Genomic DNA, 21,035 nt, shown 5'->3' with positions numbered 1-21,035 from the left:
CGGGGTGCAGCCAGCCATAAAAGGGGGAGGTTACATGCGGAAGTGTTCGCCGAGGTACACGCGGCGCACGCTTTCGTTTTCGATGATTTCGCTCGGCGCGCCGGCGGCGAGCACTGAACCGTCGCTGATGATGTATGCGTGGTCGCAGATGCCGAGCGTTTCGCGGACGTTGTGATCGGTAATCAACACGCCGATGTTGCGCTGCTTCAGGAACTTGACGATCTTCTGGATCTCGAGCACCGCGATCGGGTCGACGCCGGCGAACGGTTCGTCGAGCAGGATGAAGTTCGGGCTGGTCGCAAGCGCACGCGCGATCTCGACACGACGACGTTCGCCGCCCGACAGCGACAGCGCCGGGTTCTCGCGCAGGTGGCCGATCTGCAGCTCGTCGAGCAGTTCCTCGGTGCGCGCTGCGATCGCGTCCTTCGACAGTCGCTTGCCGTCGTCGCCGTGCTGCAGCTCGAGCACCGCGCGGATGTTTTCCTCGACGGTCAGCTTGCGGAACACCGACGCTTCCTGCGGCAGGTACGACAGGCCGAGCGATGCACGCTTGTGGATCGGCAGCAGGCTGATCGAGCTGCCGTTCAGCGAGATCTCGCCCGCGTCGAGCGGCACGAGGCCGACGATCATGTAGAACGACGTCGTCTTGCCGGCGCCGTTCGGGCCGAGCAGGCCGACGACTTCGCCGCTCTTCACGTCGAGCGACACGTCCTTGACGACCGTGCGCGAGCCGTAGCGTTTCTTCAGGTTGCGCACGACGAGCGAGCTCGTCGTGCCGGCCGGCTGGCGGTTCGGTAGCGCGTTCATTGTCCCGGCGCTCCCTGGATCGTGGTCGACGGCGACAGCTTCGCCGGCGCGCCGTTCAACTGCCCGGGGCCGCCGCTCTTCGGCGACAGCATCGCGCGCACGCGGCCGTTCGGATTGCCCGGCGCCGCGACGTCCTTGCCGCCCTTCGCGGTGTAGAAGTCGCGCTGGCCGTCGTACGTGATCACGCTGCCGTGCACGGTGTCGGCGATTGTCGACGAACCCTGCAGGCGGCGCACGGTCGCGGCGGTCGTCAGCGTCGTCAGGTCCTGCTTGCCGTCGTAGTCGATGCGCTCGGCGTCGCCGTCGATGTACTCGTCGAGACCTTCGCGTTTCTGGCGGAACGTCGCGTGCTTCTTGCCGCTGCCGAACGACGTCGCGTACTGATAGCCTTCCGGATCCTGGCGCACTTCGACGCGATCGCCCTTGATGATGATCGTGCCCTTCGTGATCACGACGTTGCCGGTCGCGACTGTCACCTGCTTCAGGTCGTCGTAGGTGAGGTTGTCCGCCTCGACGTTGATCGGCTTGTTCTGGTCAGCCTTCTCGGCATGGGCGAGCGGCGCCAGCCCGACGAGCGGGAGCGCCACGAGCGTCGCGGCGAGCGCGGCGCGGACGGCGCGCGCAGCGCCGCCGGAATTCTGTCGAGGGAACGGTTCGTTCATGCAGTCACGTGAGGGATGCGTTACCTGGATTGACCTTTCGAGCCGCCGGACGTGTCCGCCGCGGCAATCGTGCCGCGCACGTTGCCGTAAAGCTCGATGACCCGGGTGACGTTGTTGTACTTCATGCCGTCGGTCGCGTTGACGAGCGACAGGCCGCGCTGAAGTTTAACCGGCTTTTCGGTCTTGATCACATCGTCATTGACGAAGATCCGGAAATGCTGGGAATCGGCCTGCATCTGCGGATCGCCGCCGCCGGCCACGCGCAGGATGCGCGCGTCGTCGTACAAGTCGACGATCGACACGTCGCCGTTGACGGTGCCGCGCTTCGCGGTGGTCGTGACGACCGGCTTGCCGGGCTGGAATGCGCGCATGGCCGGATCGGTCAGGTCGCTGTTGTCGGTGTCTTCATAGTGGATCAGCTTCGCGGCCGTCAGCCGGTACTGGGTCGTGCCCGACTGGTCGAGCTCGGTGACCGAGAAGTTGTCCGCGAAATAGTCGGGCGTATGGCGCTTCGGCTGCGCGGTGCCCTCGCCGGGCGGCGGCAGCGTTGCCTGCAGCAGCCACCACGTGATGCCCGCGAGCGCGGCGACCGCAATGAGCGGCAACAACTGGGTCCAGCGGAAATGCGTGTTCATCCGTCAGGCTCCGCAGGCAGCCGCGAGCAGCGCGTCGTAGCGGCGCTGCGCGCGCAGGATCGCGTCGCAGACTTCGCGCACCGCGCCGTGGCCGCCGCGGGCCTCGGCCACCCAGTGCGCGCGGGCGATCACTTCGGGGTGCGCGTTGGCCGGCGCGGTCGCGAAGCCGCAGCGCAGCAGCACCGGCAGGTCGGGCCAGTCGTCGCCCATGTAGCCGCATGCGTCGGCGCCGATGTCGAGCGACGCGATCAGGTCGGCGAACACGGTGAGCTTGTTCTCGACACCCTGGAACAGGTGCGCGATCTTCATTTCCTTCGCGCGCGCCGCGACGATCTCCGAGCGGCGGCCGGTGATGATCGCGGTCGCGATGCCGGCCTCGCCGAGCAGCTTCACGCCGTGCCCGTCGAGCGAATTGAACGACTTCATCGCGTCGCCGGACGCGGTAAACAGCAGGCCGCCGTCGGTCAGCACGCCGTCGACGTCGAAAATCATCAGCTTCACGCGGCTCGCGCGTTCGGCCGCAGTCAGCGCTGCGCTCATCAGATCACCTTCTTCGAAAACAGGTCGTGCATGTTCAGCGCGCCGATCAGCGCGCCGTCGGCATCGACCACCAGCATCTGGTTGATCCGGTGGCGCTCCATCAGTTCCACGGCCTCGACCGCGAGATGTTCGGGGCCGATCGTACGCGGTTCGCGGGTCATCACGTCGACGATCGGCAGCGTGCGGAAATCGCCTTCGCGCGCGAGCACGCGGCGCAGGTCGCCGTCGGTGAAGATGCCGGCCACGCGGCCGTCGGCGTCGACCACGGCCGTCATGCCCAGCCGTTTCGCGGTGATCTGGAACAGCGCGTCCGACAGCGTGGCATCGAGCCCGACGCGCGGCACGTCGTCGCCCGAGCGCATCACGTCGCGCACATGGGTGAGCAGGCGCCGGCCGAGCGCACCGCCCGGATGCGAGCGCGCGAAATCCTCGGAGCCGAAGCCGCGCGCGTCGAGCACCGCGACGGCGAGCGCGTCGCCGAGCGCCAGCGCGGCGGTCGTGCTCGCGGTGGGGGCGAGGTTCAGCGGGCACGCTTCCTTCGACACCGCGGCGTTCAGGTTCACGTCGGCGAGCGTGCCGAGGCTCGATTCCGCACGGCCCGTGATCGCAATCAGCTTCGCGCCGATCCGCTTGACGAGCGGGAGGATCGCGACGAGCTCTTCCGATTCGCCGGAATAGGAGATGCCGATGAAGACGTCGTCCGACGTGACCATGCCGAGGTCGCCATGGCTGGCCTCGGCCGGGTGGACGAAGAAGGCCGGCGTGCCGGTGCTCGCCAGCGTGGCCGCGATCTTGCGGGCGATATGCCCCGATTTGCCGATGCCGGATACCACGACGCGCCCGCGGCAGCCGAGCAGCAGCGCGACGGCCTGCACGAAGTCGCCGTCGAGCTGGTCGCGCAGCGCGCGCACGGCGTCCGCCTCGATGTCGAGCACGTCGCGGGCGAGCGCGAGCGCCCGGTCATCATTGATTTTCGCTATCATGCGCGGAGTATAGCAAAGGCGTTTGTTCGCCGCGCCGCACCTTCGGACTCGTCCGAGGTCGCTTGCCCCCCGCCACCACCCGCGCCCGCATTGCCGTGGCCCCGACGAACGAGGACGCTTTGCCCGTGATTTCCCCGCTCGAAATGACCCTGCTGCTGCTGCTGGCCTCGGTGGTGGGCGTCGTCGTCTTTCGCTCGTTGAATCTGCCGCCGATGCTCGGCTACCTGACCGTCGGCATCCTGGTTGGCCCGCACTCACTTGGCATCGCCGCGGACCTCGAGCGGGCCGAGCACCTCGCGGAATTCGGCGTGGTATTCCTGATGTTCTCGATCGGCCTCGAATTCTCGCTCGCGAAGCTGAGGGCGATGCAGCGGCTCGTGTTCGGACTCGGGCTGCTGCAGGTGGTCGTGACGCTCGTGCTCGCGGTCGCGCTCGGCGCGCTGTTCGAGCGCTGGGTGCACATCACGTGGCAGGGCAGCGTCGCGCTCGGCGGCGCGCTCGCGATGTCGTCGACGGCGATCGTGTCGAAGATGCTCGCCGAGCGGCTCGAGATCGAGACCGAGCACGGCCGCAACATCTTCGGCGTGCTGCTGTTCCAGGATCTCGCGGTGGTGCCGCTGCTGATCGTGATCGCCGCGTTCGGCGCGGAGTCGTCGAAGGATCTCGCGATCACGCTCGGCTTCGCGGCGGTCAAGATCGTGATCGCGCTCGCGCTGCTGCTCGTCATCGGCCAGCGCTTCATGACGCGCTGGCTCAACGTGGTCGCGCGGCGCCGCTCACAGGAACTGTTCGTGCTGAACCTGCTGCTCATCACGCTCGGCGCCGCGTTCATCACCGACCGCTTCGGCCTGTCGCTCGCGCTCGGCGCGTTCATCGCGGGGATGCTGATCTCCGAGACGCCGTTCCGTCACCAGGTGGAAGAAGACATCAAGCCGTTTCGCGACGTGCTGCTCGGGCTGTTCTTCGTGACGACCGGGATGCTGCTCGATCCGAGCGTGATCTGGGAGCACCCGTTGCTCGTGCTCGGCTTCTTCGTCGGGCAGATCCTGTTCAAGGGGACGATGATCGCGGGGCTCGCGCGCCTGTTCGGCGCGACGCCGGGCGTCGCGATGCGCACCGGCATCGGGCTCGCGCAGGCCGGCGAATTCGGCTTCGTGCTGCTGAACCTGATCCTCGACCGGCATCTCGTCGATTCGACGCTGCTGCAGGCGATCCTCGCGTCGATGCTGCTGTCGATGCTCGCCGCGCCGTTCCTGATCCAGAACGCCGACCGGATCGTGATGCGGCTGTCGTCGACGGAATGGATGCAGCAGTCGCTGCAGATGACGCGGATCGCGACGCAAAGCCTCAAGCAGCGCGGCCACGTGATCATCTGCGGCTACGGCCGCGCGGGCCAGAACCTGGCGCGCATGCTCGAGCAGGAAGGCATTTCGTACGTCGCGCTGGACCTCGATCCCGATCGCGTGAGCGCGGCCGCGACGGCCGGCGAATCGGTCGTGTTCGGCGACGCGGCGCGTCGCGAGTCGCTGGTCGCGGCCGGTATCCATCGCGCGGCGGCCGTTGCGATCACGTACGCGAACACACCGTCCGCGCTGCGCGTGCTGCACCACGTGCACGAGCTGGAGCCGACGCTGCCGGCGATCGTGCGCACGGTCGACGACGCCGATCTCGAGAAGCTGCTCGCGGCCGGCGCGACCGAGGTGATTCCGGAGATCGTCGAGGGCAGCCTGATGCTCGCGTCGCACACGCTGGTGCTGGTCGGCGTGCCGATGCGCAAGGTCGTGCGGCGCGTCGAGGAGATGCGCGACGAGCGCTACCGGCTGCTGCGCGGCTATTTCCACGGCGCGGACGACGCGGACGACGACGATCACGAGCAGGTGCGGCTACAATCGGTGCCGGTCGACGCGCGCGCGGACGCGGTCGGGCGCTCGCTGGAAGAGCTCGGGCTGTATGCGCTCGGGCTGGAAGTCACGGCGATCCGCCGGCACGGGATTCGCGGCGTCGAACCCGACCCGCTGACCAAGCTGCGCGCGAGCGACATCGTCGTGCTGCGCGGGCTGCCCGAGGCGCTCGCGCTCGCGGAGGAGCGGCTGTCGCGCCATCGGCGCGAGCCGCCGGCCGCGGTCGCCTGAGTCGCGATTTCGTTGACCTGACCCGTATTGATTCGAAACGGTGCCCGATCTTCGCGCACCGTTTTTTTCGGAGAGTTTCATGCCGCATTCGTCGTCGGGCGCACCGCTCGATCCGGTCGCCTTCATCCACAGCCAGATCCGCACCGTGCCCGACTGGCCGCAGCCGGGCGTGATGTTCCGCGACATTACGACGCTGCTGCAGAGCCCGAAGGCGCTGCGCATCCTCGTCGACCTGTTCGTCGAACGCTATGTCGATGCGAAGCTCGACTACGTCGCGGGGCTCGACGCGCGCGGCTTCATCATCGCGCCGATCGTCGCGTACGAGCTGAGCGTCGGTTTCGTGCCGATCCGCAAGGTCGGCAAGCTGCCGTACAAGACGCGCTCGGAATCCTACGACCTCGAATACGGCAGCGCGACGGTCGAGATCCACGAGGACGCATGCCGCCCCGGCGACCGCGTGATCATCATGGACGACCTGATCGCGACCGGCGGCACGATGATGGCGGGGCGCAACCTGCTGCAGCGGCTCGGCGCGGTCGTCGTCGAGGGCGCGTCGATCATCGACCTGCCCGATCTCGGCGGCTCGACGCTGCTGCGCAACGCGGGGCTGCCCGTCTATACCGTCACCGAATTCCCCGGTCACTGAACGCTGGCCCACGCCGCGAGGTCACGATGCCCAACTTCATGCTGTTTCTCGCCACGTCGATCGCGATCACGTTCGCGCCTGGTCCCGATAACCTGCAGGTGCTCGCACGCGGCATCTCGCAGGGCCGCGCGGCCGGCTTCGTCGCGGCGCTCGGCTTCACGGCCGGGATCCTGTTCCATACGACGCTCGCGGCGCTCGGCGTCGCGGCCGTGCTGCGCTCGTCGCCGGTCGCGTTCCAGGCGCTGAAGCTCGCGGGCGCCGCGTACCTCGTGTGGATCGGCATCAAGGCGCTGCGCAGCCAGGGCCTCGCGAATGCGCATGCGCATGCGCGTGCGCCGCAGCCGCTTCGCGCGATTTTCCGGCAGAGCGTGATCGGCAACCTGATGAACCCGAAGGTCACGCTGTTCTTCGTCGTGTTCCTGCCGCAGTTCGTCGATCCGCACGGCGCGCAGGGCGTGACGCTGCAGATGTTCGAGCTCGGCGCGCTGTTCATGCTGCAGACGGCCGCGATCTTCTCGCTGTTCGGTGTCGGCGCGGGCGCGATCGGCGCATGGCTGAAGCGCCGTCCGAAGGCCGGCGTGTGGCTCGACCGCATTGCCGGCGCGACCTTCATCGCGATCGGCATTCGCGTCGCGCTGAAGGACTGAACCCGATGACGTTTCCGTGCATTGCGGCCGCGCGCCGCTTCGATCCGCTCGCGCACCTGCGTTTCGAGATCGCGGGCGAGCAGGTCGGCTGGGTGCGTCGCCGGGACGTCGCGAAGCTCGCCCGCTGGCCCGACGTGTTCGAGCTGACCGACGAGCGCGTCGTGCTGTCGGCGCGCTATGACACGGTCGATGCACGCAGCATGGCGCTCGCGAGCGCGATCGGCGCGCTGGCGGCCGAAGGCGCGATTCCCGGCTGGCGCGACGAGATCTATGCGATCCGCAACCGCTTCGACGATCCGCCGCTCGCGTATATCGAGCGCGCCGCGTCGCGTTTTTTCGGCACGCAGACTTATGCGGTGCACCTGAACGGCATCGTAGAATATGCGGCTGCGCCGGGTTCGCCCGCCGCGCCGCAGATGTGGCTCGGCCGCCGCAGCGCGACCAAGGCCACCGACCCCGGCATGCTCGACAACGTCGTCGCGGGCGGCATTGGCTGGGGCTTGAGCGTTCACGAGACGCTCACGAAGGAATGCTGGGAAGAGGCCGGCATGCCGGCCGAACTGGCGGCGCGCGCGATCGCGGGCCGGGCGGTGCAGGTGCTGTGCTCGCTGCCGGAAGGCACGCAGTCCGAACTGATCTTCGTGTACGACCTGCCGCTGCCGCGCGACTTCGCGCCGCACAACCAGGACGGCGAAGTGGCCGAGCACGTGCTGGCCGGTGTGCCCGAGGTGATCGGCTGGCTGCGCGAAGGCCGCGCGACGATGGATGCGAGCCTCGCGATGCTCGACGCGCTGCTGCGCCACCGCTGGCTCGCGGCGGCCGACGCGGCGGGCATCGACGCGCTGTTCGTGCCGGCCGCGTAACGCGCCGAACGGCCTATTTGACGAATACCGAAACGAAGGGAGTAGCGGTCATGTCGACCGATCACAGCTTTATCTTGAAACTGTCGTGCCCCGACCGGCACGGCATCGTTCACGCGGTCTCGGGCTTCCTGTTCGAGCGCAGCAACAACATTCTCGACTCGGCGCAGTTCGGCGACAGCCGCACCGGCGAGTTCTTCATGCGCGTGCACTTCGAGCAGGATGCCGACGGCGCGGATGCCGCGTCGGCGCTCGACACGCTTCGCCAGGAATTCGCACCGCTCGCCGAGCAGTTCGCGATGCGCTGGGAGCTGCACGACGCGGCCGTGAAGCCGCGCGTCGTGATCATGGTGTCGAAGATCGGCCACTGCCTGAACGACCTGTTGTTCCGCTACCGCACCGGCCAGCTGCCGATCGAGATCCCGGCGATCGTGTCGAACCACAAGGAGTTCTACCAGCTCGCCGCGAGCTACAACATCCCGTTTCATCACTTCCCGCTCGTGGGTGGCTCGTCCGATGCGGCGAAGGCCGCGCAGGAAGCGCGCGTGCTGGAAGTGATCGACGAGCACCGGGCCGATCTCGTCGTGCTCGCGCGCTACATGCAGATCCTGTCGCCGAACATGTGCCAGCAGCTCGCCGGCCGCGCGATCAACATCCATCATTCGTTCCTGCCGAGCTTCAAGGGCGCGAAGCCGTATTACCAGGCGTTCGACCGCGGCGTGAAGCTGATCGGCGCGACCGCGCACTACGTGACGACCGACCTCGACGAAGGCCCGATCATCGAGCAGGAAGTCGAGCGCGTCGACCACAGCATGACGCCCGACCAGCTCACCGCGATCGGCCGCGACGTCGAGTGCGTGACGCTCGCGCGGGCGGTGAAGTGGCACGTCGAGCACCGGATCGTGCTGAACGGGACGAAGACCGTCGTGTTCCGCTGATCGGCGGTTCGCGTCGGCCGCTAGCCGTCAGCCGGCCCGCAAGTAACAACGCCGCGCCCTGGATGGGGCGCGGCGTTTTTTTATCGCGTGATGCGCGGCGCGTCAGATCAGCCGCAGCATGTACAGCTCGCGCTTCAGGTAGGCATAGAAGATCGGCGCGGCGATCACGCCCGGCAGCCCGAACGCGGCTTCCATGATCAGCATCGCGAGCAGCAGCTCCCACGCGCGCGACTCGATCTGGCCGCCGATGATCTTCGCGTTCAGGAAGTATTCGAGCTTGTGGATCACGACGAGGAACGCGAGCGATGCGATCGCGGTGCCCATGCTGACCGACAGCGACACCGCGACGATCAGCGTATTCGAGATCAGGTTGCCGATCACCGGCAGCAGCCCGACGATGAACGTGACGAGCACGAGTGTTTTGGACAACGGCAGCCGCTGGTGGAAGATCGGCAGCGCGACGAGCAGGTAGATGCCGGTGAAGGCCGCGTTGATCGCCGAGATCTTGATCTGCGCGAACACGATCCGGCGGAACGATTCGGCGAAGCGCGACACGCGCGTGACGAGCGCGGTCGACAGCGGCCGGCGCACCTTGCCGTGCTCGACGCCGATCGCGATCATCGCGCCGATGATCATCCCGAACAGCACATGGCCGAAGCCGCGCGCGACGCTCTTGCCGCCTTGCTGGAGCTGATCCATGTGCGAGTGCATCAGCAGCGCCGCCTTGGTTTTCATCTGTTCGACGTCGACGGGCAGCAGGTTCGCGATCCAGGCCGGCGTGCGGGCACGCGTCTGCTCGACGATCTGCATCAGCTGGCCGAGCAGGCTCTGCAGGTTGGGCACCGTGTGCTCGAAGTGATCGATGATGCCGATCGTCAGGCCCGTGAGCCCGCCGACGATCGCGATCGACAGCAGCACGACGGAGACCCAGCGCGCGCGCATGCTCGTCGTGTGGCGTTCGATCACCGGGGCGATCGTGTGGATCAGCTGATAGACCAGCAGGCCGGCCAGCAGCCCGCCCAGCAGCTTGAGTTCGATGACGAGCACCATCGAGACGAGGGCGAACAGATAGCTGCCAACCTCGATCGCCGACAGCTTCGGCAGGCTGAAGTCGCTCGTCAGCCGCACGCTGCGCAGGTGGGGCTCGCGGCTCTGCGCGTCGCGCGACTCTTGTTGCTTCTCCATCGTGGATTCCTGTCGTTCGTGTGTCGCGCCGCGCGGTGGGCGGCAGGACGGTGCTCGCCCGGCGTCGCACCGGATTGGTGCGGATAGCGAACCTTACGACCGTAAAGTATAGCTGCCATTATGGTCTGTCACGGGACAGTTTGGCTCGTGGTGTAAACGCAGAAGGGAAAACCGCACAAGGGAAAACGAGGAGACCGGCGCCGCGGCGGGCGCCGGCAGGGGCGCGGCCGGGGCGGCCGCGCGCGGGAACGGAAGCGGTCAACCGGCCGCCGCCTTGCGGGGTGAACGCTTGAGTAGCGGCGCGAGGTACTTGCCGGTGAAGCTCGCCTTGGTCTTCGCGACCTCCTCGGGCGTGCCCTGCGCGATGATCTGGCCGCCGCCGGCGCCGCCTTCGGGGCCGAGGTCGATCACCCAGTCGGCCGTCTTGATCACGTCGAGATTGTGCTCGATGATCACGACCGTGTTGCCCTGGTCGCGCAACCGGTGAATCACCTCGAGCAGCAGCGCGATGTCGTGGAAGTGCAGGCCAGTGGTCGGCTCGTCGAGGATGTACAGCGTGCGGCCCGTGTCGCGCTTCGACAGCTCCAGCGACAGCTTCACGCGCTGCGCCTCGCCGCCCGACAGCGTCGTGGCCGACTGGCCGAGGCGGATGTAGCCGAGGCCGACGTCGAGCAGCGTCTTCAGCTTGCGGGCGATCACCGGCACCGCGCTGAAGAATTCGTACGCCTGTTCGACCGTCATGTCGAGCACTTCGCTGATGTTCTTGCCCTTGTAATGCACTTCGAGCGTTTCGCGGTTGTAGCGCTTGCCGTGGCACACGTCGCACGGCACGTAGACGTCCGGCAGGAAGTGCATCTCGACCTTCAGCACGCCGTCGCCCTGGCACGACTCGCAGCGGCCGCCCTTCACGTTGAACGAGAAGCGGCCCGGATCGTAGCCGCGCTCCTTCGCGGTCGGCACGCCCGAGAACAGCTCGCGGATCGGGGTGAACAGGCCCGTGTAGGTGGCCGGGTTCGAGCGCGGCGTGCGGCCGATGGGCGACTGGTCGACGTTGATCACCTTGTCGAAGTGCTCGAGGCCCTCGATGGCCTCGTGCGGCGCCGGCTCGGCCGATGAGCCGTACAGGTGGCGCGCGACCGCGTGATACAGCGTGTCGTTGATCAGCGTCGACTTGCCGGAACCCGACACGCCGGTGATGCAGGTCAGGAGCCCGACCGGCAACTCGAGGTCGACGTGCTTCAGGTTGTTGCCGTGCGCGTCGACGATGCGCAGCATCCGCTCGGGATCGGGCGCGAGCCGCTCGTCCGGATACTCGATCGTGCGCTTGCCGACCAGATACTGGCCCGTCAGCGACTGCGGGTTCGACTGCACCTGCTTCGGCGTGCCTTCGGCGACCACCACGCCGCCGTGCTCGCCCGCGCCGGGGCCCATGTCGACGACGTAGTCGGCCGTGCGGATCATGTCCTCGTCGTGCTCGACGACGATCACCGAGTTGCCGAGGTCGCGCAGGTGCTTGAGCGTCGCGATCAGGCGGTCGTTGTCGCGCTGGTGCAGGCCGATCGACGGCTCGTCGAGCACGTACATCACGCCGGTCAGGCCCGAGCCGATCTGCGACGCGAGCCGGATCCGCTGCGCCTCGCCGCCGGACAGCGTCTCGGCGCTGCGCTCGAGCGACAGGTAGTCGAGGCCGACGTTGTTCAGGAAGGTCAGGCGCGCGACGATTTCCTGGATCACCTTGTCGGCGATCTCGCGTTTCGCGCCGTCGAGCGACAGGCCGGCGAAATAGCCGAGCGCATCGCGCAGCGGCCAGCCGCTGATTTCATAGATGCCGCGCGCGTAGTCGCCCGCGCCGACCCGCACGTGGCGCGCCTCGCGGCGCAGCCGCGTGCCTTCGCACGACGGGCACGGCTGGTTGTTCTGGTACTTCGCGAGTTCTTCGCGCACCGCGACCGAATCGGTCTCGCGGTAGCGGCGCTCGAGGTTCGGGATGATCCCTTCGAACACGTGCTCGCGGATCGTCGTGCGGCCGCGCTCGTTGATGTACGAGAACGGGATCGTCTGCTTGCCCGAACCGAACAGCAGCACCTTGCGGATCTTTTCCGGCAGATCCTCGAACGCGGCGTCGATGTCGAATTCGTAGAACGCCGCGAGGCTCTGCAGCATCTGGAAGTAGAACTGGTTGCGGCGGTCCCAGCCCTTCACGGCGCCCGCGGCGAGCGACAGCGACGGGTGCGCGACGACCCGTTTCGGGTCGAAGAACGTGATCTGGCCGAGGCCGTCGCATTCCGGGCACGCGCCCATCGGGTTGTTGAACGAGAACAGGCGCGGCTCGAGCTCCTGCAGCGAGTACGAGCAGATCGGGCACGCGAACTTCGAGCTGAACAGGTGCTCGTGGTCGGTATCCATCTCGAGCGCGATCGCGCGGCCGTCGGCGAGGCGCAACGCGGTCTCGAACGATTCCGCGAGGCGCTGCTTCATGTCCGGGCGCACCTTCAGGCGGTCGACGACGACGTCGATCGTGTGCTTGTCGTTCTTCTTGAGCTTCGGCAGCGACTCGACCTCGTAGATCTTCGCGACGCCTTCGTTCGCGGTGCCGCCGCCCGAGCGCACGCGAAAGCGCACGAAGCCCTGCGCCTGCATGTCCTCGAACAGCTCGGCGTGCTCGCCCTTGCGGTTCGCGACGACGGGCGCGAGGATCATCAGCTTGGTTTCCTCGGGCAGCGCGAGCGCCGCGTCGACCATCTGCGACACGCTCTGCGCCTCGAGCGGGATGTCGTGGTCGGGGCAGTACGGCGTGCCGACACGTGCGAACAAAAGTCGCAGGTAGTCGTGGATCTCGGTGACCGTGCCGACGGTCGAACGCGGGTTGTGGGACGTCGCCTTCTGCTCGATCGAGATCGCGGGCGACAGGCCCTCGATCAGGTCGACATCGGGTTTCTCCATCAACTGCAGGAACTGGCGGGCGTATGCGGACAGGCTTTCGACGTAGCGGCGCTGGCCCTCTGCATAAAGGGTGTCGAACGCGAGCGACGACTTGCCCGACCCGGACAACCCGGTAATCACGATCAGCTTGTGGCGCGGCAGGTCGAGATTGACGTTTTTCAGGTTGTGGGTGCGTGCCCCACGGATACGGATCTGTTCCATGAACCTGGCGAAAATGGAGGGAACCAAACCTGCTACTATAACGGCTTTTCGAGGCCGTCGTTGGGGGCCCCCAGCCTTTGCAGCAACTGGCAGCAAGGCGGTGCCCACGCCGGGGAAGCGGCCGCGCCGCACGGCTTCGGGCGGCCCGCAGGCTGCCCGTGGGACGTCCCGGAAAGCGCCTGCCAGGCCTGCCGGGCCGGTGGCCCTGATCTTCCGCCGCCCGCCGCCGGGCGGACATTCCGATCATTCGAAATTCATTCCCGATGTCCAATCCGTCCGCCACGTCTTCCCGCATGAGTGCGCCCGAACTGCGCGCGACCACGTCGCTCGCGGCGATTTTCGCGCTGCGCATGCTCGGTCTGTTCATGATCATGCCGGTGTTCTCGGTCTACGCGAAAACCATCCCGGGCGGCGACAACGTGCTGCTCGTCGGCATCGCGCTCGGGGCCTACGGCGTCACGCAGTCGCTGTTCTACATCTTCTACGGGTGGGCGTCCGACAAGTTCGGCCGCAAGCCGGTGATCGCCACGGGCCTCGTGATCTTCGCGCTCGGCAGCTTCGTCGCCGCATTCGCGCACGACATCACGTGGATCATCGTCGGTCGCGTGATCCAGGGGATGGGCGCCGTGTCGTCCGCGGTGCTCGCGTTCATCGCCGACCTGACCTCCGAGCAGAACCGCACGAAGGCGATGGCGATGGTCGGCGGCTCGATCGGCGTGTCGTTCGCGGTCGCGATCGTTGGCGCGCCGATCGTGTTCCACTGGGTCGGGATGAGCGGGCTGTTCGCGATCGTCGGCGTGCTGTCGATCCTCGCGATCGGCGTCGTCGTGTGGATCGTGCCCGACGCGGCGAAGCCCGTGCACGTGCCGGCGCCGTTCGCCGAGGTGCTGCACAACGGTGAGCTGCTGCGCCTGAACTTCGGCGTGCTCGTGCTGCACGCGACGCAGACGGCACTGTTCCTCGTCGTGCCGCGCCTGCTGGTCGACGGCGGGCTGCCGGTCGCCGCGCACTGGAAGATCTACCTGCCGGTGATGGGGCTCGCGTTCGTGATGATGGTCCCGGCGATCATCGTCGCGGAAAAACGGGGCAAGATGAAGCCGGTGCTGCTCGGCGGGATCCTCGCTATCCTGATCGGCCAATTGTTGCTCGGCAGCGCACCGCATACCATTCTGATTGTGGCGGCGATCCTGTTCGTGTACTTCCTCGGCTTCAACATCCTGGAAGCATCGCAGCCGTCGCTCGTGTCGAAGCTCGCGCCCGGTTCGCGCAAGGGCGCGGCCACCGGTGTCTACAACACCACGCAATCGATCGGGCTCGCGCTCGGCGGCATCGTAGGCGGCTGGCTGCTGAAACACGGCGGCGCGAACACCGTCTTCTATGCGTGTTCTGGGCTCGTGGCGGCGTGGCTTATAATCGCGGCCAGCATGAAAGCGCCGCCGCGCAAGGCCTGAACCTTCTTTTCGGACACGCACGGGCGGCGCTCGCCGGCTTGTCCGGCGGGCCGCTCCGACGACTTTCGCGGGCGGCCCGGCATCGAATTTACTGGAGAAACACATGGCATCCGTCAACAAGGTCATCCTCGTCGGCAATCTCGGCGCCGATCCTGAAGTCCGTTACCTGCCGAGCGGCGACGCGGTTGCGAACATCCGTCTCGCGACGACCGATCGCTACAAGGACAAGGCAAGCGGCGATTTCAAGGAAATGACCGAGTGGCACCGCGTGGCGTTCTTCGGCCGTCTCGCCGAAATCGTCAGCGAATACCTGAAGAAGGGCTCGTCGGTCTATATCGAAGGCCGCATCCGCACGCGCAAGTGGCAGGGCCAGGACGGCCAGGATCGCTACTCGACCGAAATCGTCGCCGACCAGATGCAGATGCTCGGCGGCCGTGGCGGCGCGGGCGGCGGCGGTGGTGGCGGTGACGAAGGCGGTTACGGCGGCGGCTACGGTGGTGGTGGCGGCGGCGGTCGCGGCGGCGAGCAGATGGAGCGCGGCGGTGGCGGCGGTGCTGGCGGTCGTGCCGGCGGCGCACCGCGCGGCGGTGCAGGCGGTGGCCAGAGCCGTCCGAGCGCGCCGGCAGGCGGCGGCTTCGACGAGATGGACGACGATATTCCGTTCTAAGAGGAACGTTAGTTCCCGCTGTACGGATAGGCCCGAACTTCCGAGCTAAATCAGTGATTTGGCCTGGAGCTTCGGGTCTTTTTGCGTGTGCACGTTTTTCGATTCGGCTGGAACGTGCCTAACCGAATGGTTCCGTTCCGTCGAATGGAGCCTGACGTGACTCGATACGCAATTTCTGAAGTGCCGATGGCATTGACCAAGGCCTTCGGCGGAGCCATCGATGCGATGGCGTCGCGCGTGCACGCTGAACTAACTGGCGCCGAGCGCGCCGGAGAACCAGCGAATTACGCTTCCGCGATCGCGACCAGATTGCTGACGCGCTCAACCGACTTTCCGCCCTTCGGCCAGCGGACCAAGGCGTCGCCGCCATCGATCGACAGGACCACACCGTCGCTGCGGTCGACCGTGCCCGTGAGTGTGACGCGGTTCACTTTGGCCGCGGGCGCAAACGACGCCTTGCTGCGGCCCGGCAGCATGTCCATCAGGAACGAAAATACGGGGTACACGATTGCTCCTTCGCGAGCTTGAACTAAGGGTTTTCCCTAGTTTAGCATCGCGCATGCGGCACTGCAACATTTCGGCCCCTTGCGCCGAGGGCGCGCGGCGTGCCGGCAACGTTTTCATTTGTGGTGCAGTGCCGCGCATCTGACTTATGTCACCCCGTCGCCACGATTGACCGGCTAAACTGCTTCTTTCGACGTTTCGATCGAAGGAGACACCATGCGGCGGGTCGTATTCAACCAGAAGGGCGGCGTGGGCAAATCGACGATCGTCTGCAACCTGGCGGCGATCAGCGCGAGCGAAGGAATACGCACGCTCGTCATCGACCTCGACGCGCAGGCGAATTCCACGCGCTATCTGCTCGGCGACCGCGCGAGCGACGTGCATCCCGGCGTCGCCGAATTCTTCGAGACGGCGCTGACGTTCAACTTCCGGCCGGTCGACGTCGCGTCGTTCATCCATCCGACGCCGTTCGACGGGCTCGACGTGATGCCCGCGCATCCGGATCTCGACACGCTGCACGGCAAGCTCGAGTCGCGCTACAAGATCTACAAGCTGCGCGACGCGCTGAACGAGCTCGACACCTATGACGCCGTCTACATCGACACGCCGCCCGCGCTGAACTTCTACACGCGCTCGGCGCTGATCGCGGTCGAGCGCTGCCTGATTCCGTTCGACTGCGACGACTTCTCGCGCCGCGCGCTGTACACGCTGCTCGAGAACGTGAAGGAAATCCAGCAGGACCATAACGCGGCGCTCGAGGTCGAAGGGATCGTCATCAACCAGTTCCAGCCGCGCGCGAGTCTCCCGCAGCGGCTGGTCGACGAACTCATCGAAGAAGGGTTGCCGGTGTTGGCGTCGCGGCTGTCGGCTTCGGTGAAGATCCGCGAGTCGCATCAGCAGTCGACGCCGGTGATCCATCTCGAGCCGGCGCACAAGCTCGCGCAGGAGTTTCGCGCGCTGCATCGCGAGCTGGTCGGGTGAGATCCGCGCCATTAAGTGCGGCAATTCATCCGATAATTTAATTCGTTGTTAATAATTCTGATTCCGATTTCGGAAATAATCCTGGTAACGATTTCAGAATAAATCCGCAGAAAAACGATTACACGGATGGTTGTTCTGTTTTCATACGCACCTTTTTTTCCAATAACGGAAATGGTGACGGGGTAAATATTGCGGGTCGGACGGCGCGTGCTGCTGTAAGAAAGTAAAAAATCTTTTTGGCGCAAGGCGTTGCAGCATGACCCCACCTGCGCATGCGTCCGCCGCGAGGCGGTTATTCCAACCCTTAAGGGTTTTTACCTAGCATTAATGCCATTTAATTGACAATTAATGCATCTAAAATGCCTTCTTCAACTTCTCGCATTCAATGCCGTCTGCGGGTTGAAAATAAGGGAGCAGGCTGTCGATCTGACTTCCATTTCCTTTGTGTCGTCTCTCGCAATTGCCAACAGGAGCATACCCGATGTCCGTATTTGCCCCCGAAAAATTCGCCGCCGATTATCAGTCCGGAATCGCCGCATGGTTCGCACTTGCCCGTCCGGCGATCAACGGTTTCGAGGCTGTCGTCGAACTCAATGTACAGGCGGCCAAGACGGCGCTGGAGGAGTACGAGGACAAGCTGAAGAACGCGTTCAACACCAGCAACCCGGCCGTGGGCTTCGCGCAGCAGGTTGCCGTCCCGCAGGAAGCAGCCGGCAAGGCCGTCGCGTACGGCCGCCACCTGTTCGACATCGCGGTGTCGACGCAGGCCGAGTGGGCGAAGGTCGCGCAGGTTCAGTACGAGCAGAACGACAAGCGCATGAAGGACGTGTTCGGCGAACTGTCGAAGCACGCGCCGGCCGGCTCGGCCCCGGTGGTCGCCGCGCTGAACTCGGCGCTGTCCGCGGCGACGGCCGCGGCCGACTCCGTGCGCGCAGCGGCGGGGCAGGCGATCGAGGCCGCACAAAGCGGTTTCGACGCGGTCAGCGAAACGACGGCGCGCGGTGCCAAGCAGACGGCCACCGCCGCACGCAAGGACGCGGCTTCGCGCGAATCCGCTGCATGAGCGCGTGTCGCGCGCAAGCGCGACACGAGTGAAGAGTGAGCGGCGCCGTGAGGCGCCGGCCGCCGCGTGTGCCGCGTGGCGGCCGGCAATCTTCCGGCTCGCCGCGGCGTGCCCGGGCACGGCCGGAACACGCGGATGTGCCGCGCGCATGCGCGCGCGAACGTGCTGCCGCATCGCGAGCCGCGCGGCGCTCACGCGCCGTCGCCGGCCGCAGTGCCGTACCGGCACCGGCACACAATTCAGATCGACCCACTGATTTCAAAGCAGGAACTGAACATGACGGACGTAGTGATCGTATCGGCCGCGCGGACCGCGGTCGGCAAATTCGGCGGCTCGCTCGCGAAGATCGCGGCACCGGAACTGGGCGCGACGGTGATTCGCGCGGTGCTGGAGCGCTCGGGCGTGAAACCCGAGCAGGTGAGCGAAGTGATCATGGGGCAGGTGCTGGCGGCGGGCTCGGGACAGAACCCGGCGCGTCAGTCGCTGATCAAGGCCGGCCTGCCGAGCGCGGTGCCGGGCATGACGATCAACAAGGTGTGCGGCTCGGGCCTGAAGGCCGTGATGCTGGCGGCGAACGCGATCGCGGCGGGCGACGCGGAGATCGTGATCGCGGGCGGCCAGGAAAACATGAGCGCGGCGCCGCACGTGCTGCCGGGCTCGCGCGACGGGTTCCGGATGGGTGACGCGAAGCTGGTCGACACGATGATCGTCGACGGCCTGTGGGACGTGTACAACCAGTACCACATGGGCATCACGGCGGAGAATGTCGCGAAGGAATACGGGATCACGCGCGACGAGCAGGATGCGTTCGCGGCACTGTCGCAGAACAAGGCGGAAGCCGCGCAGAAGGCCGGCCGCTTCAACGACGAGATCGTGCCGGTGTCGATTCCGCAGCGCAAGGGCGAGCCGCTGCAGTTCGCGACCGACGAGTTCGTGCGTCACGGCGTGACGGCGGAATCGCTGGCGGGTCTGAAGCCGGCGTTCGCGAAGGAAGGCACGGTGACGGCGGCGAACGCGTCGGGGCTGAACGACGGCGCGGCGGCGGTGCTGGTGATGTCGGCGCAGAAGGCGGCGGCGCTGGGCCTGACGCCGCTGGCGCGGATCAAGGCGTACGCGAATGCGGGCGTGGATCCGAGCGTGATGGGCATGGGGCCGGTGCCGGCATCGCGCCGTTGCCTGGAGCGTGCGGGCTGGACGCCGGGCGACCTGGACCTGATGGAAATCAACGAGGCATTCGCGGCGCAGGCGCTGGCGGTGCACAAGCAGATGGGCTGGGACACGTCGAAGGTGAACGTGAACGGCGGGGCGATCGCGATCGGTCACCCGATCGGCGCGTCGGGCTGCCGGATCCTGGTGACGCTGCTGCACGAGATGGTCAAGCGCGATGCGAAGCGCGGGCTGGCGTCGCTGTGCATCGGCGGCGGGATGGGTGTCGCACTCGCGGTCGAACGTGGTTGAGCGGGGCCTGACGAGCATGCCAGCGTACGGCGCAGGCCTGCGCCGCGCACGCGCGAAGCAGCTTTCGCGCGGAACGAGCAACCCGCAACAGGTGTGATGTTCCGGTGCGCGCCGCGTCAGCGACGCGGGCGCACCGAAGCGGTGGGGCGGCGGCAGGTGCCATGCCGTCGCCGCGCACCATTGATTACTTTTCTTCTCGGTAACTTATAGGATGACTAAGCGAATTGCAGTTGTGACGGGTGGGATGGGCGGTCTTGGCGAAGCGATCAGCATCCGGTTGAACGACGCTGGCTACCAGGTCGTTGTCACGTATTCGCCGAACAATACCGGTGCCGATCGCTGGCTGACCGAGATGCACGCGGCCGGTCGCGAATTCCACGCGTATCCGGTGGATGTGGCCGATTACGATTCGTGCCAGCAATGCATCGAGAAAATCGTCCGGGAAGTCGGCCCGGTCGACATCCTGGTGAACAACGCGGGCATCACGCGCGACATGACGCTGCGCAAGCTCGACAAGGTCAACTGGGATGCGGTGATCCGCACCAACCTCGATTCCGTGTTCAACATGACGAAGCCGGTTTGCGAGGGCATGGTCGAGCGCGGCTGGGGACGCATCGTCAACATCGCGTCGGTCAACGGTTCGAAGGGGTCGGTCGGCCAGACCAACTACGCGGCCGCGAAGGCCGGCATGCATGGCTTCACGAAATCGCTCGCGCTCGAGACCGCGCGCAAGGGCGTGACGGTGAACACCGTGTCGCCGGGCTATCTCGCGACGAAGATGGTGACGGCGATCCCGCAGGACATCCTCGATACGAAGATCCTCCCGCAGATTCCGGCGGGCCGGCTCGGCAAGCCCGAGGAAGTCGCGGCGCTGGTCGCATATCTGTGCTCGGAGGAGGCCGGCTTCGTGACGGGCTCCAACATCGCGATCAACGGCGGCCAGCACATGCACTGACGCGCGACGGCCCGGGCGGCGTTCGCGCGCGCGTCCGGGCCGTGCTCCCGCTGTATCCAGCGCCGGGGCAGCGCGCACGCACGCGGTGATGGATCACGGACGCAGGTTCGCCGCACATGCGGCGGGCCGTATGCGTCCGCGCTCCGGCCACCGCGTCGCGGCATGCGTGCCGCACCGGCCTCGCATTCCGGAGGAGGCATGGGGGAAACCTGGATGGGACTCGCGATCGGCGGCTCGGCACTGGCCGTCGCGCTGACGATGGCGATCGCGCTTCACTGGCTCGAGCGGCGCCGCGCGCGGCTGCTGCGAAACTTCGATCATCGCGATTGCTGGTTCGTCGCGTACGGCAAGTGCCTCGCGCGCAGGCCGGCGCGCCGCACGCGCAGCGGCGCGCGATGACGGTGGCGGTGCGGCAGCGGCGTACTCAAGCGTCGTGCCGCATCCCGCGCAGCCCGTCTGCGGTGCGCGGGATGCTCACACTCAATCGCCCTTCTGCGCGCCTTCGCCCGAATCGTTCTTGTGGAAGATTCGTTTCGTCGTGCGCTTGGTGGCATCCCAGCCCTCGCGCGACACATGCGCGATGCCGTGGCCGACTGTCTTCGCGGCGCTCGCGGTCGCATGGCCGAAGCTGCGCGCGGCGTCGCCGGTCTTGTGCGCGGCTTCCTTCGAATCGCGCTTGATGTCCTGCTTCACTTCCGACATGTCCGCGTGCGCGATCGGGCTGATCAGTGCGAGAACGATTGCGGTGTAAATGAACTGACGTGCTTTCACGACCTG

Annotated in this window: 21 protein-coding genes; 12 read left to right on the top strand and 9 right to left on the bottom strand. The window is 66.6% G+C overall.

Annotation, left to right across the window (positions count from 1 at the left end; genetic code table 11):
• Positions 1-30: 30 nt before the first annotated feature.
• From lptB to kdsD, 5 genes are read right to left on the bottom strand one after another with little or no spacing between them, the layout of a single operon-like run.
• Positions 31-807, bottom strand: a complete 777-nt coding sequence (gene lptB / locus ACVK00_RS12325) for an LPS export ABC transporter ATP-binding protein (protein WP_166723800.1) — start codon at positions 805-807, stop codon at positions 31-33.
• Positions 804-1,469, bottom strand: a complete 666-nt coding sequence (gene lptA / locus ACVK00_RS12320) for a lipopolysaccharide transport periplasmic protein LptA (protein WP_228905731.1) — start codon at positions 1,467-1,469, stop codon at positions 804-806. Before lptA ends, lptB begins: the two co-directional genes overlap by 4 nt.
• Positions 1,470-1,489: 20 nt before the next feature.
• Entirely contained in the window at positions 1,490-2,104 is a 615-nt protein-coding gene (gene lptC / locus ACVK00_RS12315; RefSeq protein WP_228905730.1) for an LPS export ABC transporter periplasmic protein LptC, read from the bottom strand.
• A gap of 3 nt (positions 2,105-2,107) precedes the next feature.
• Positions 2,108-2,644, bottom strand: coding sequence for a KdsC family phosphatase (locus ACVK00_RS12310; protein ID WP_228905728.1), 537 nt, complete (start codon positions 2,642-2,644; stop codon positions 2,108-2,110).
• Positions 2,644-3,627 (bottom strand): arabinose 5-phosphate isomerase KdsD, encoded by a 984-nt coding sequence (kdsD, locus tag ACVK00_RS12305; protein ID WP_166723797.1) that lies wholly within the window; start codon positions 3,625-3,627, stop codon positions 2,644-2,646. Before kdsD ends, ACVK00_RS12310 begins: the two co-directional genes overlap by 1 nt.
• A gap of 125 nt (positions 3,628-3,752) precedes the next feature.
• On the opposite strand from kdsD, the gene ACVK00_RS12300 reads away from it, so the two are divergent.
• The 5 genes from ACVK00_RS12300 (at position 3,753) to purU (ending at position 8,850) form a co-directional block, all read left to right on the top strand.
• Positions 3,753-5,759 carry a monovalent cation:proton antiporter family protein gene (locus ACVK00_RS12300; protein ID WP_284894764.1) on the top strand — a complete coding sequence of 669 codons (2,007 nt, stop codon included), beginning with the start codon at positions 3,753-3,755 and terminating at the stop codon, positions 5,757-5,759.
• Positions 5,760-5,838: 79 nt separating this feature from the next.
• Positions 5,839-6,405 carry an adenine phosphoribosyltransferase gene (locus tag ACVK00_RS12295; protein ID WP_228905725.1) on the top strand — a complete coding sequence of 189 codons (567 nt, stop codon included), beginning with the start codon at positions 5,839-5,841 and terminating at the stop codon, positions 6,403-6,405.
• A gap of 26 nt (positions 6,406-6,431) precedes the next feature.
• Positions 6,432-7,052 (top strand): LysE family translocator, encoded by a 621-nt coding sequence (locus tag ACVK00_RS12290; protein WP_354122865.1) that lies wholly within the window; start codon positions 6,432-6,434, stop codon positions 7,050-7,052.
• A gap of 5 nt (positions 7,053-7,057) precedes the next feature.
• The gene (locus ACVK00_RS12285) at positions 7,058-7,915 is read left to right on the top strand and encodes an NUDIX hydrolase (protein WP_284894659.1); all 858 of its coding nucleotides are present in this window, start codon (positions 7,058-7,060) and stop codon (positions 7,913-7,915) included.
• Positions 7,916-7,965: 50 nt separating this feature from the next.
• Positions 7,966-8,850 carry a formyltetrahydrofolate deformylase gene (purU, locus tag ACVK00_RS12280; protein ID WP_166723792.1) on the top strand — a complete coding sequence of 295 codons (885 nt, stop codon included), beginning with the start codon at positions 7,966-7,968 and terminating at the stop codon, positions 8,848-8,850.
• Between the two features lie 102 nt (positions 8,851-8,952).
• On the opposite strand, the gene ACVK00_RS12275 is transcribed toward purU, so the two are convergent.
• Positions 8,953-10,035: an AI-2E family transporter gene (locus ACVK00_RS12275; RefSeq protein WP_166723791.1), complete on the bottom strand. Its 1,083-nt coding sequence runs from the start codon at positions 10,033-10,035 to the stop codon at positions 8,953-8,955.
• Positions 10,036-10,293: 258 nt separating this feature from the next.
• Entirely contained in the window at positions 10,294-13,179 is a 2,886-nt protein-coding gene (gene uvrA / locus ACVK00_RS12270) for an excinuclease ABC subunit UvrA (protein ID WP_166723790.1), read from the bottom strand.
• A gap of 263 nt (positions 13,180-13,442) precedes the next feature.
• Here uvrA and ACVK00_RS12265 point away from each other — a divergent pair, with 263 nt between their 5' ends.
• Together ACVK00_RS12265 and ACVK00_RS12260 are read left to right on the top strand one after the other, a co-directional pair.
• Positions 13,443-14,630, top strand: coding sequence for an MFS transporter (locus ACVK00_RS12265; RefSeq protein WP_043173922.1), 1,188 nt, complete (start codon positions 13,443-13,445; stop codon positions 14,628-14,630).
• Positions 14,631-14,733: 103 nt separating this feature from the next.
• Complete coding sequence (locus ACVK00_RS12260; protein ID WP_284894660.1) at positions 14,734-15,297, top strand: single-stranded DNA-binding protein; 564 nt, start codon at positions 14,734-14,736, stop codon at positions 15,295-15,297.
• A 284-nt stretch (positions 15,298-15,581) separates the two neighbouring features.
• On the opposite strand, the gene ACVK00_RS12255 is transcribed toward ACVK00_RS12260, so the two are convergent.
• Positions 15,582-15,803: a hypothetical protein gene (locus tag ACVK00_RS12255; protein ID WP_228905721.1), complete on the bottom strand. Its 222-nt coding sequence runs from the start codon at positions 15,801-15,803 to the stop codon at positions 15,582-15,584.
• 214 nt (positions 15,804-16,017) lie between these two features.
• Here ACVK00_RS12255 and ACVK00_RS12250 point away from each other — a divergent pair, with 214 nt between their 5' ends.
• The 5 genes from ACVK00_RS12250 to ACVK00_RS12230 all read left to right on the top strand — a co-directional run bounded on the left by ACVK00_RS12250 (position 16,018) and on the right by ACVK00_RS12230 (position 20,657).
• Positions 16,018-16,782: a ParA family protein gene (locus tag ACVK00_RS12250; RefSeq protein ID WP_284894662.1), complete on the top strand. Its 765-nt coding sequence runs from the start codon at positions 16,018-16,020 to the stop codon at positions 16,780-16,782.
• Between the two features lie 481 nt (positions 16,783-17,263).
• Positions 17,264-17,845: a TIGR01841 family phasin gene (phaP, locus tag ACVK00_RS12245; protein WP_228905717.1), complete on the top strand. Its 582-nt coding sequence runs from the start codon at positions 17,264-17,266 to the stop codon at positions 17,843-17,845.
• Positions 17,846-18,121: 276 nt separating this feature from the next.
• Positions 18,122-19,303, top strand: coding sequence for an acetyl-CoA C-acetyltransferase (locus ACVK00_RS12240; protein WP_228905716.1), 1,182 nt, complete (start codon positions 18,122-18,124; stop codon positions 19,301-19,303).
• A gap of 211 nt (positions 19,304-19,514) precedes the next feature.
• The gene (gene phbB, locus ACVK00_RS12235) at positions 19,515-20,258 is read left to right on the top strand and encodes an acetoacetyl-CoA reductase (RefSeq protein WP_228905715.1); all 744 of its coding nucleotides are present in this window, start codon (positions 19,515-19,517) and stop codon (positions 20,256-20,258) included.
• A gap of 198 nt (positions 20,259-20,456) precedes the next feature.
• Positions 20,457-20,657, top strand: coding sequence for a hypothetical protein (locus ACVK00_RS12230; protein ID WP_006755826.1), 201 nt, complete (start codon positions 20,457-20,459; stop codon positions 20,655-20,657).
• Positions 20,658-20,738: 81 nt separating this feature from the next.
• Here the strand turns inward: ACVK00_RS12230 and ACVK00_RS12225 are convergent, their stop codons facing one another.
• The gene (locus ACVK00_RS12225; protein WP_228905712.1) at positions 20,739-21,029 is read right to left on the bottom strand and encodes a hypothetical protein; all 291 of its coding nucleotides are present in this window, start codon (positions 21,027-21,029) and stop codon (positions 20,739-20,741) included.
• Positions 21,030-21,035 lie beyond the last annotated feature (6 nt).

This window comes from Burkholderia sp. PvR073, from assembly GCF_054055695.1.
This window is presented reverse-complemented; position numbering and strand designations above follow the sequence as displayed.